Here is a 9,972-nt window from a genome sequence, read left to right on the forward strand (position 1 = left end):
GCCGGCGCCCGCGGTGACCCTCAGCGCGGTCTCAGCCGCCGCCAGCGGGGCGTCCGGCTGGGCTTCGAGGGCGTCGCGGGCCGCCAGCAGACCGCCCTGCAGGGCGGCGGCCTCGCCGTCCAGGCGCGCCGCCAGGGCCTCGGCACGACCGGGCAGAACCACGCCCAACTGGCTCGCGCTGGTCGGCTCGCTCTGGATTCGCGCGACGGCGAAGGCGGTATAGACGGCCATCAGCAGCAGGGTGGTGAGGATCGCCACCCGCGCGAACGCAAAGGTCGGCGGCGGCCGGGACCCGGGGGCCACGTCTCCACCGCGACGCCGGCCCTGTGTCCGAGCCGCGCTTTTGCGTCCGCGTCCGGCCAACCCCGCCGCTCCTTGCCCTCAAAAATCGAGTCACCCTGCGAAGCAGAGTCTAGGCGCGCGGACTCACCACGTCACGAGTCATACCGTCGCGCTTGTGGGCCGATCGTCTCCGGCCCGCCCGATCGCTGGCGCGGGCCGGCGATCGGGGCGTCTCCTAGTCCTCGGCCAGGGCGCGGGAGGCCAGTTCGTAGACGTTCTTGGACAGGCCGGACTGGGCGACGATGCGCTCCAGTTGGCCGCGCATCAGGGCGCCCAGTTCGGGCTTGTACCGCCGCCAGCCGCCCAGGGGCTCCAGCAGGCGGGCCGCCGTCATGGGGTTATAGCCGTCGACCATCAGGATCTGGTCGGCCAGGAACTGGTAGCCGGCGCCGCTGGGATCGTGGAACCGGGCCGGATTGCCGGCGGCGAAGGTCCCTACCAGCGCCCGCAGGCGATTGGGGTTCTTGGCGTCAAAGGCAGGATGGGCGGTCAGGCCCAGGACGCGGCCGATCGCGCCCTCGTCCGGCGCCCGCGCCTGCAGGGCGAACCACTTGTCGATGACCAGGGGCTCGCCCTTCCAGCGCTCATAGAAGTCGGCCAGGGCCTTCTCGAACGGCTCGCCGCCGATCTGCATGAGGGCCGACAGGCCGCCCATGGCGTCGGTCATGTTGCCGGCCGCCTCATAGTGGCCAAAGGCGCGCTCTGCGTTCTCGGCGTGGGGATCGGCGGCCAGGATTTCCAGGGCCATGTTGCGCAGGGCGCGGCGACCGGCGCCGGCGGCGTCGGGGGAGAATTCCCCCAGGTCCTGCAGGCCGGTGTGCAGCCGACCCAACTCTTCGGCCAGGTGCACGGCCAGCCGGGCGCGCAGGGCGCTACGGGCCAGATGGATGGCGGCCGGGTCGGCCGGCTGCTGGGCCAGGGCCAACTCGGATTCGCTGGGGAGGGCGAGCAGCAGGGCCTTGAAGGACGGATCGGCGGCCTGGTCGGACAGGGCGCGGCCGACGGCCTCGGCATAGCGTTCCTCGCCCACCTCGTCGGGGGCTCTGGCGCTGCGGGCCAGCATCAGGTCGCGGGCGAGGTCCTGGCCGGCCTCCCAGCGGTTGAACAGGTCCGGATCGGCGGCCAGCTGGACATAGCGGTCCTTGGGCGCCGCGTCCGTGGTCAACACCACAGGCGCCGAGAAGCCGCGCAGGGCCGAAAGCACCGGTTCGCGGTCGACGCCGGTAAGGGTGACGCTGGTCTTCGCCGCATCCAGCACGACGACCGTCTCATCGACAGCCTGGCCGTCCCGCTCGAAGGCGAGCGTGCGGCCTTCGCCGTCGAGCAGGCCAAGGCGCACCGGGATGGGCAGGGGCTTCTTGCTGGCTTGGCCCGGCGTGGGCGGGGTCTTCTGGCTCAGGTCGAGGGTCAGGGTCTGGGCGGCGGCGTCATAGGTGCGGCGAACGTCGAGGCGCGGCGTGCCGGCCTGCTCGTACCAGTCGAAGAAGTTCGACAGGTCCTGTCCAGAGGCCTCGGCGAAGCATTCGATGAAGGCCTCCACCGTGGTGGCGTGGCCGTCCCAGCGATCGAAATAGAGATCCATGCCCTTCCGGAACGCCTCGGCCCCGATCAGGGTCTTGAGCATGCCGATGATCTCGGAGCCCTTCTCATAGATGGTCGCGGTGTAGAAGTTGTCGATCTTCAGATAGCTCGACGGCCGCACCGGGTGGGCCAGCGGCCCCTGATCCTCGGAGAACTGACGGGCGCGCAGCGCCTTGACGTCCTTGATCCGCTGGACGGCGGCGCCACGCATGTCGGCGGAAAAGCTCTGGTCGCGGAAGACGGTCAGGCCTTCCTTCAGGCACAGCTGGAACCAGTCCCGGCAGGTGATGCGGTCGCCGGTCCAGTTGTGGAAATACTCGTGGGCGACCACGCTCTCGATCCGCTCATAATCGAAGTCGGTGGCGGTCGCCTGATCGGCCAGCAGGAGGGAGGAGTTGAAGATGTTCAGCCCCTTGTTCTCCATCGCCCCGAAATTGAAGTCCCGCACGGCGACGATCATGAAGAGGTCGAGGTCGTATTCGCGGCCGAACGCCTCCTCGTCCCACTTCATGGAGCGCTTGAGGGCGTCCATGGCGTAGACGGCGCGGTCGGCCATGCCGGGATCGACATAGATGCGCAGGTCCACCTTGCGCCCGCTCATGGTGACGAGGCTGTCCTCGAGCACGTCGAGCTCGCCGGCCACCAGGGCGAAGAGGTAGCAGGGCTTGGGAAAGGGGTCGTTCCAGACGGCGTAGTGGCGGCCGTCCGGCGTCTGGCCGGATTCCATCAGATTGCCGTTGGACAACAGCCGCTGGAACGCCTTGTCGGCGGTCATCCGCACCGTATAGCGGGCCAGGACGTCAGGCCGGTCCGGGAACCAGGTGATCTTGCGGAAGCCCTCGGCTTCACACTGGGTGCAGAACCGCCCGCCGGACATGTAGAGGCCATCCAGCGAGGTGTTGGCGGCCGGATCGATCTCAACCTCGGTCTCCAGCACGAAGGCGTCGGGGACCTGGGCGATGGTCAGGTGCTCAGCGTCGATGACCCGGTCGGCCTCGGCCAGGACGCGGCCGTCGATGGCCACCGAGATCGGCGTGAGCCGCTCGCCGTTCAGCACCAGGGGCTCGGCATGGTCGCCGTTGCGGCGCAGGCTGAGCCTGGCCTTCACCCGGGTGGCGCTGGGCTGCAGGTCGAAGTCCAGGTGGATCTCGTCCACCAGGAAGGCCGGTGGGCGATAGTCGGACAGGCGGATCGGCTGGGGCGTTTCGGTGCGCATCCCCCGATGTAACCCTGCAGGACGACCCTCGCCAGAGGCGGCGAGAGCGCAAAGGCGTCAGGCGGCGTCTTCTGCGGCTTCCGGGGGCGCCTCTGCGGCGGCGGGGATCTGCTGCAGGAACCGGTCCACCTTGCGGGCCTCCTCGGCCAGGCGGCGGATTTCCGGCGGCGCGTCCTCCGGCGCCTCGTCTACCAGGGCCGCCAGATGGCGCGATATGGACAGGAGCCGCCTGGTGGAGGCGATCAGCCGGGCCTGGAATTCGATCTTCAGCGGGTCGCGGTCATATTCAGCGCCGGGCACCCGCCAGCCGCCCCAGTCATTGGCGTCGGTGACCACCACCGGATAGGTGCCGGGATAGGGATGGTGGGCGCAGTCATCGGGTTGTTGCCACTTGTTGCGCGCCCGCAGGAGCCGCCAGCTGGGCTCATCATCGTTGATGAGGTCGTGGCTCGACTGCTCGGGACGCAGCTCATGGGCGTGGAAGTCGCGGCCCAGGCCCACATCATAGGTCACCCGCACAGGCTCGTCGAAGCCGCGGGCCCAGACCGGCACGATCTTTTCGATCACCGCCCAGGCGCCGACGCTTTCGACCCAGACCTTTTGATTACGTTGGAAGACAGCCTTGGCCATACGCACCACCACACAGAATTTCGTCCATAAGACCCTGAAATCCTTGACGCGAGGTCAATCTTTCCACGCCGGCTGCGATGCGTATGGTGGGGGTTCAGGGAAACGCAGACGCCGCGAACCGGCGGGATAGACGGGCATGAATTTCGATTTTTCCGACGACCAGAAGTTTCTGAAGGGCGAGGCGCGCAAGTTCCTCGACGCCCAGTGTCCCACCAGCCGGGTGCGAAAGGTCCTCGACGAAGACGCCAAGGCCTATGACGAGGATCTCTGGAAAGCCGTGGTCGGCCAGGGCTGGCTGGGGGCCGCCATTCCCGAGGAATACAACGGCCTGGGCCTGGGGCGGCTGGAGCTGTGCGTGATCGCCGAGGAGCTCGGCCGCGCCGTCGCCCCGATCCCGTTTGCCTCCACCGTCTACTTCCTGGCCGAGGCGATCATGCTGGCGGGCTCGGACGAGCAGAAGACCTATCTGCTGCCGCGCATCGCGGCTGGCGAGGTCATCGGCGCCATGGCGGTGTCCGAAGGTCCCGGCGTCACCACCGCCTCGACCCTGCAGGCGAGCGTTGAGGGCGGAAAACTCAATGGCGTGAAGCTGCCGGTGACCGATGGCGACATCGCCACCGTCGCCCTGGTGCTGGCCAAGGAGAACGGCCGGCCGGGCCTGTTCATCGCCGACCTGACCGACCCGTCGGTGACCCGGGAGTCGCTGAAAACGCTCGATCCGACGCGGGACGCTGCGCGCCTGACCTTCAAGGATGCGCCCGTGAAGCGTCTCGGCGAGGCCGGCCAGGGCCTGGAACTGCTGGAGCAGATCAATGACCGCGCCGCGGTCCTGCTGGCCTTCGAGCAGTGCGGCGGCGCCGACCGTTGCTTGGAGATGGCCAAGGGCTACGCCCTGGAACGCTACGCCTTCGGCCGGGTGATCGGCTCCTACCAGGCCATCAAGCACAAGCTGGCCGACATCTACGTCAAGAACGAGCTGGCCCGCTCCAACGCCTATTACGGCGCCTGGGCGCTGAACACCGGAGCGGCCGAACTGCCCGTGGCCGCCAGCGCCGCGCGGATCGCCGGCTCCGAGGCCTACTGGTTCGCGGCCAAGGAAAACATCCAGACCCATGGGGGCATCGGCTTCACCTGGGAGATGGACTGCCATCTGCACTACCGGCGTTCGCGCCAGCTTTCTCTCGTGGCCGGGGCGCCGCGGGTCTGGAAGGAACGGCTGGTCAGCCAGCTCGAACGCCGCAACGCCGCCGCCTGATAGGGATCAAGATCATGGACTTCAAAGACACCCCCGAAGAGGCCGCCTACCGCCAGCAGGTGCGCGAGTGGCTCAACGCCAATGCGCCCAAGAAGCGTGAGGGCGAACCCGACCCCTTAGGCGAATCCAGCGACGGCCTGGCCGCCTCCAAGGCCTGGCAGGCCAAGAAGGCCGCCGCCGGCTATGCCTGCATCACCTGGCCCAAGGAATGGGGCGGGCAGGGCGGCAACCCGATCCAGCAGGTGATCTTCGGCCAGGAGGAATCGGCCTTCCCGACCCCGGGCAATCCGTTCCAGATCGGCCTGGGCATGTGCGTGCCCACCGTCATGACCTTCGCCGATGAAGACACCAAGAAGCGCTTCGTCGGTCCTGCCATGCGCGGCGAGGAAATCTGGTGCCAGCTGTTCTCCGAACCGTCGGGCGGCTCCGACGTGGCCGGCGCCCGCACCCGGGCCGAGCGCGCGCCGGACGGTTCCGGCGACTGGATCATCAACGGCCAGAAGGTGTGGACCACCGGGGCCCAGTTCTCAGACTTCGGCATCGTCATCTGCCGCACCAATCCGGACGCGCCCAAGCACAAGGGCATGACCATGTTCTGGATCGACATGAAGGATCCGGGCGTGGAGGTGCGACCGATCCACCAGATGTCGGGGGGCTCGGGCTTCAACGAGGTCTTCTTCACCGACCTGCGGGTCAAGGACAGCCAGCGCCTGGGGGCGGTGGATGACGGCTGGCGGGTCTCCCTCGTCACCCTGATGAACGAACGCCTGGCGGTGGGCGGTTCATCCGGCGCCGGCTGGAGCGCCTTCATGGAGGCGGCCCGCGAAACGCCGGGCCTCGACGGCGGCGCGGCCATCAAGGACCAGGCCCTGCGGGAGAAGCTGGCCGACTGGTATGTCCAAGCCGAAGGCCTCAAGCACACCCGCAACCGGACCATGACAGCGCTGTCCAAGGGTGAGACCCCGGGACCGGAAAGCTCTATCGGCAAGATCATCTCGGCCGTGCAGATGCAGGACCTGGCCAATTCGGCCGTGGAGATGCTCGATCAGTACGGGATCATCAACGATCCGGCGCTGGCGCCGCTGCGCGGGGCCTTCCACGCCTCGCTGATGTCGGCGCCGGGCATGCGGATCGCCGGCGGCACCGACGAGATTCTGCGCAACATCATCGCCGAGCGCGTGCTCGGTCTGCCCGGCGACATCCGGGTGGACAAGGATGTGGCCTTCAAGGATCTACCGACCGGGCGCTAGGCTCAGCCGGTCATGGCCAGGGGACGGGCAGGTGCCGTCCCCTGGACCATGTCGCCATAGAGGCGCATCAGGCCCTGGAAGGTGGCGGCCCAGCTGTGGCGCGTCTCGACGCGTCGCCGTGCGGCTGCAGACACCGCTTCCAGGTCGCGGGCGAACAGGGCCTCTATCGCCTCGGCCAGCGCGCAGGGCGTGACGCCCGTCGCCGGCTGGCCAACCGTCTCGTCGATCAGCTCGCCGACCCCGCCCCGGCGCGGCCCGACCACTGGCGTGCCCGAGGCCAGGGCTTCGAGCACGGCCAAGCCGAAGGGCTCGTTCTCATTGGCGTGCAAAAAGGCGTCGGCGCTGGCCAAGAGGCCCGCCAGAACCTGGGCGTCGGCCTCATAGTCCAGCGAGATCACCCGGGCAGACGGGCGAGCATCCTTGCCCGCCCCCACCAGCAGCAGGCGATAGGGGCCGCCAAGACGCTCCACGGCGGCGATCATCGCCTCGATATTCTTCTCCCGCGCCGGCCGGCCGATGAAGGTCAGCAGCCGCGTGTCGGCGGCGAGCCCCAGACGACCCAGCAGGCCTGCCCGATCGCCTCGGTCCGGGTGGAAGAGATCGATATCCACGCCCAGGGGCTGGACCGTCACATCGCCGACCCCGGCCTCGGCCAGACGTGCGGCCATATGGCGGCTGGGCGCGATCACCCGGTCAAAGCGCGCGAAGGTCTCGGCCCACTGCCGTGTGGCCGGAGCCCGAGCCCATTCGCCCAGGTGGAGGGCGGCCAGGGCTCCGGCGTCCGTATGGCAGAATCCGACCACCGGCCGGCCTAGCGCCTGCCCCGCCTCGATCGCGGCCAAGCCAGGCACAAAGACGTCGCCGGCCTCAACCAGGTCTGGCTCGAGCAGGGCGATCCTCTCGGCCCACTTGGTCACGCTGGCCGGCATGCGATAGCCGTCGCCGAAGGGCAGGCGGGCGGCGGCGATGGTCACCAGGCCCGGGCCGGCCTGGCCCGTCCGGCGGCCCGGCGCGACGATCGTGTGAGCGACGTCGGGCCGGTTTCGACGAAGCCAATCCCGCTTGGCCAGCAGGTAGCGTTTCACCCCGCCGGAGCGAGGGGCGTACATCATGGTCGCGTCAACCAGATGGAGGCTGTTCGGTCCTTCGCCCGCGCCGGGAAGATCAGCATCCAGCCTCAGCCGCGCCAGACCATCTCCGCTCCAGGTGGGGTTTTGAAACACAGCCACGCCCTTTCGACCCGCCGATTGTTCCTTTGACCTATCAACGGAGGGGGCGGGTTTTTGATCCGCGGACCTAGCGCCCCGAGGTTGCGACCTGGCCGTCCTGCGCGGCGCGGACCAGGGTGATGAATTCGGCCCGGTCGCCATCGACGTCCTGGCCTCGCGCGCCCTGGGCCAGGGTCTCGATGTCGTCCCAGCCGAAGCGCTCGGACACCCATGGATCGTCCCGCAGCTTCTGGCCGAAGGCGGCGACGGCGACGGCCCAGCGGGTCGCCTCCGGCGCGCGGGGGAGGCTCGCAGCGCGGTCGGCCCGGGTGATGGGGCGGCTCATCATCTGGGACTCGGTCTCGCCGGGCGCCTTGTATCGCACCTTGAGAAAGGCGAGCTCGTCTCCGCCGGCCGGCGAAGACGTCCTCGATTGATAGCGCAACGGATCGCTGGAGGGTCGAGCCCCGACCGGGGTGATCTCATAGAGGGCGGTGACCGAGGCGCCCGAGCCGACCTCGCCGGCGTCGACCTGATCGTTGTTGAAGTCTTCCCGGTTCAGGAGCCGCGTCTCGTAGCCGATGAGGCGGTATTCGGCGACCGTGGCGGGGTTGAACTCCACCTGGATCTTCACGTCGTCGGCGATGGGGAACAGGCTGGCCGGCAGGTCGTCGCGGAACAGCCGCCGAGCCTCGGCCAGGGTGTCGATATAGGCCGCCGTGCCGTTGCCGTTCTGGGCCAGGCTCTGCATCATCACGTCGTTATAGTTGCCGCGACCAAAGCCGTAGACCGACAGATAGACGCCGCTCCGGCGCTTCTCGGTGACCAGGTCCTTCATCCGCTCGGGGTCAGCCACGCCGACGTTGAAATCCCCGTCCGTCATCAGGATCACGCGGTTGACCGCCTCGGGGTCGAAGTTCTGGGCCGCCAGGTCGTAGGCCAGGGTCAGGCCTGCGCCGCCTGCGGTGGAGCCGCCGGCTTCCAGCGCGCCGAGCGCGCACCGCATCATCAGCTTCTGGGTCCCCTCGGTGGGCGCCAGGACCGCGCCAGCCGACCCGGCGTAGGCGACCATCGCGACGCGATCCTCCGGCCCGAGCTGGTCGATCAGCACATTCATCGCCTTTTTGGCCAGCGGCAGGCGATCCTCGCTCCACATGGAGCCGGAGGTGTCGATGAGGAAGACCAGATTGAGCGGCGGCTGCGCGCTTGTCGCCAGCTCATAGCCCTGCAGGCCGATATGCAGAATTTCTCGCTCCGCCGACCAGGGGGAGGGGGCGAGGCTGACGCTGGCGGCGAAGGGAGCCTGGCCGCGGCGGGGCGGGGCGTAGCCATAGTCGAAATAGTTGATCAGTTCCTCGACCCGAACGGCGTCCGATGGCGGCCTTGCACCATCGTTCAGGAACCTTCGGACATTGGCGTAGCTGGCGGTGTCCACATCGATCGAGAAGGTCGAGACGGGCTCTTCGGCCGTGCGCCTGACCGGGTTGGGCGTAGCGTTGGGGTAACGCTCGGTGTCGCGGGGGGAAACGGTGAAGCCCGGCTGCGGCGCGATGCGGGAGCCCGTGACCACGACACTCTCCTGGACGCTGGGCGCCCCCGACTTCTGCCGGACCGTGGGCGCGGGCAAGGGCGGGATGGCGACGGTTGGCCGAGGCGGCGGCGCGCTGAGCATCTGACCCGAGCGATTGCGCCGGTCCTCTCGCGGCGGCGCAAAGCCCAGGGCCGCGCAGGCCTCCGCCGTGGGGACCCCGTCGCGAACCCGCGGCGCTGTGCTGGCCGAGAGCGGCGCCAGCGCCACAAGCCCCGCGAGGCCGAATGTGAAAACGGAGCGTGTCGCAGGCAGCGCCATGTCGGGGTCCTCGTCTCAGGGGCCTCAACCTGGAGTTTGAGCGCTGCACTAGGGCAAAAAATAGACGATCCCCGTTCGTCGAGCGTCGTCCTCAGGCGCGCAACCGCTCGTGTGGGAAAACAACGGTCTCCGCCGGGGTGAGCTTGACAGTAGGGCGTGCGGTGCGGCTACTTCCAGAATAACTATGGTTAATGAGTTCTGAACCAGGGGAGCCAAGGGCATGGTCCAGCACTCGGACCGACCGCTGCGCGAAGGCGTACGCAAGGGTTTGACCCTCGCCCTGCTCGTAGCCCTCGTTCCGCTCATGGGGTGCGAGCCCCGGGGCGCGGCGCCGGGGTCCAGAAGCGCAGGCCTGGCCTGTCCACGCCCGCAGGCCTTCCTCACCACCCAGGAATTCAACGCCCAGGAACAGCAGCTTCGCGCCCTGCGTCAGCAGGCCTTCGCCGGCGACTTCTTCGCCCAGGTCGACCTGGCGCGGCGCTATGGCGGCCGGGAGGCGGAGGCCCGCAAGACCTATGACCCGGTGGAGGCGGCCGTCTGGTACGAGCTGGCCCTGGCCAATCCCGACGGCTTTGCGCCCATCGTCACGGCCCGCCAGAACCGCCGGCTGGGCGGCGCGCGGCTGGAGGACTGCCGCGAGG

General features: G+C 68.7%; 6 protein-coding genes and 2 pseudogenes. 3 read left to right on the forward strand and 5 right to left on the reverse strand.

Going from position 1 to position 9,972, the window contains the following annotated elements; translation table 11 throughout:
- From V7702_RS15230 to V7702_RS15240, 3 genes and pseudogenes are all read right to left on the reverse strand, one after another.
- Positions 1–303 (reverse strand): annotated as a pseudogene (locus V7702_RS15230) (ATPase); the annotation flags it as partial.
- A 214-nt stretch (positions 304–517) separates the two neighbouring features.
- A complete protein-coding gene (gene pepN, locus V7702_RS15235; RefSeq protein WP_335650933.1) occupies positions 518–3,139 on the reverse strand; it encodes an aminopeptidase N in 2,622 nt (873 codons plus the stop codon).
- Positions 3,140–3,196: 57 nt separating this feature from the next.
- The gene (locus tag V7702_RS15240; protein WP_335650934.1) at positions 3,197–3,769 is read right to left on the reverse strand and encodes a hypothetical protein; all 573 of its coding nucleotides are present in this window, start codon (positions 3,767–3,769) and stop codon (positions 3,197–3,199) included.
- Between the two features lie 136 nt (positions 3,770–3,905).
- Here V7702_RS15240 and V7702_RS15245 point away from each other — a divergent pair, with 136 nt between their 5' ends.
- Both V7702_RS15245 and V7702_RS15250 read left to right on the forward strand, forming a co-directional pair.
- Positions 3,906–5,024: an acyl-CoA dehydrogenase family protein gene (locus tag V7702_RS15245; protein WP_335650935.1), complete on the forward strand. Its 1,119-nt coding sequence runs from the start codon at positions 3,906–3,908 to the stop codon at positions 5,022–5,024.
- A 14-nt stretch (positions 5,025–5,038) separates the two neighbouring features.
- Positions 5,039–6,274, forward strand: a complete 1,236-nt coding sequence (locus V7702_RS15250) for an acyl-CoA dehydrogenase family protein (protein ID WP_335650936.1) — start codon at positions 5,039–5,041, stop codon at positions 6,272–6,274.
- Positions 6,275–6,276: 2 nt separating this feature from the next.
- Here the strand turns inward: V7702_RS15250 and V7702_RS15255 are convergent, their stop codons facing one another.
- Positions 6,277–7,386: a glycosyltransferase gene (locus V7702_RS15255; RefSeq protein ID WP_335650937.1), complete on the reverse strand. Its 1,110-nt coding sequence runs from the start codon at positions 7,384–7,386 to the stop codon at positions 6,277–6,279.
- Positions 7,387–7,570: 184 nt separating this feature from the next.
- Positions 7,571–9,331, reverse strand: coding sequence for a vWA domain-containing protein (locus V7702_RS15260; RefSeq protein ID WP_335650938.1), 1,761 nt, complete (start codon positions 9,329–9,331; stop codon positions 7,571–7,573).
- Between the two features lie 220 nt (positions 9,332–9,551).
- Between V7702_RS15260 and V7702_RS15265 the strand changes: the two are divergent.
- Positions 9,552–9,972 (forward strand): annotated as a pseudogene (locus V7702_RS15265) (tetratricopeptide repeat protein); the annotation flags it as partial.

Origin of the sequence: Phenylobacterium sp. (assembly GCF_036963605.1) — a bacterium.
In the GTDB taxonomy this organism is placed as follows: domain Bacteria; phylum Pseudomonadota; class Alphaproteobacteria; order Caulobacterales; family Caulobacteraceae; genus Phenylobacterium.

What these genes read in the sequence shown, in the direction of transcription:
- pepN (WP_335650933.1), bottom strand. Translation starts at nt 3,139, where the DNA reads ATGCGCACCGAAACGCCCCAGCCGATCCGCCTGTCCGACTATCGCCCA.
- V7702_RS15240 (WP_335650934.1), bottom strand. Translation starts at nt 3,769, where the DNA reads ATGGCCAAGGCTGTCTTCCAACGTAATCAAAAGGTCTGGGTCGAAAGC.
- V7702_RS15245 (WP_335650935.1), top strand. Translation starts at nt 3,906, where the DNA reads ATGAATTTCGATTTTTCCGACGACCAGAAGTTTCTGAAGGGCGAGGCG.
- V7702_RS15250 (WP_335650936.1), top strand. Translation starts at nt 5,039, where the DNA reads ATGGACTTCAAAGACACCCCCGAAGAGGCCGCCTACCGCCAGCAGGTG.
- V7702_RS15255 (WP_335650937.1), bottom strand. Translation starts at nt 7,386, where the DNA reads ATGATGTACGCCCCTCGCTCCGGCGGGGTGAAACGCTACCTGCTGGCC.
- V7702_RS15260 (WP_335650938.1), bottom strand. Translation starts at nt 9,331, where the DNA reads ATGGCGCTGCCTGCGACACGCTCCGTTTTCACATTCGGCCTCGCGGGG.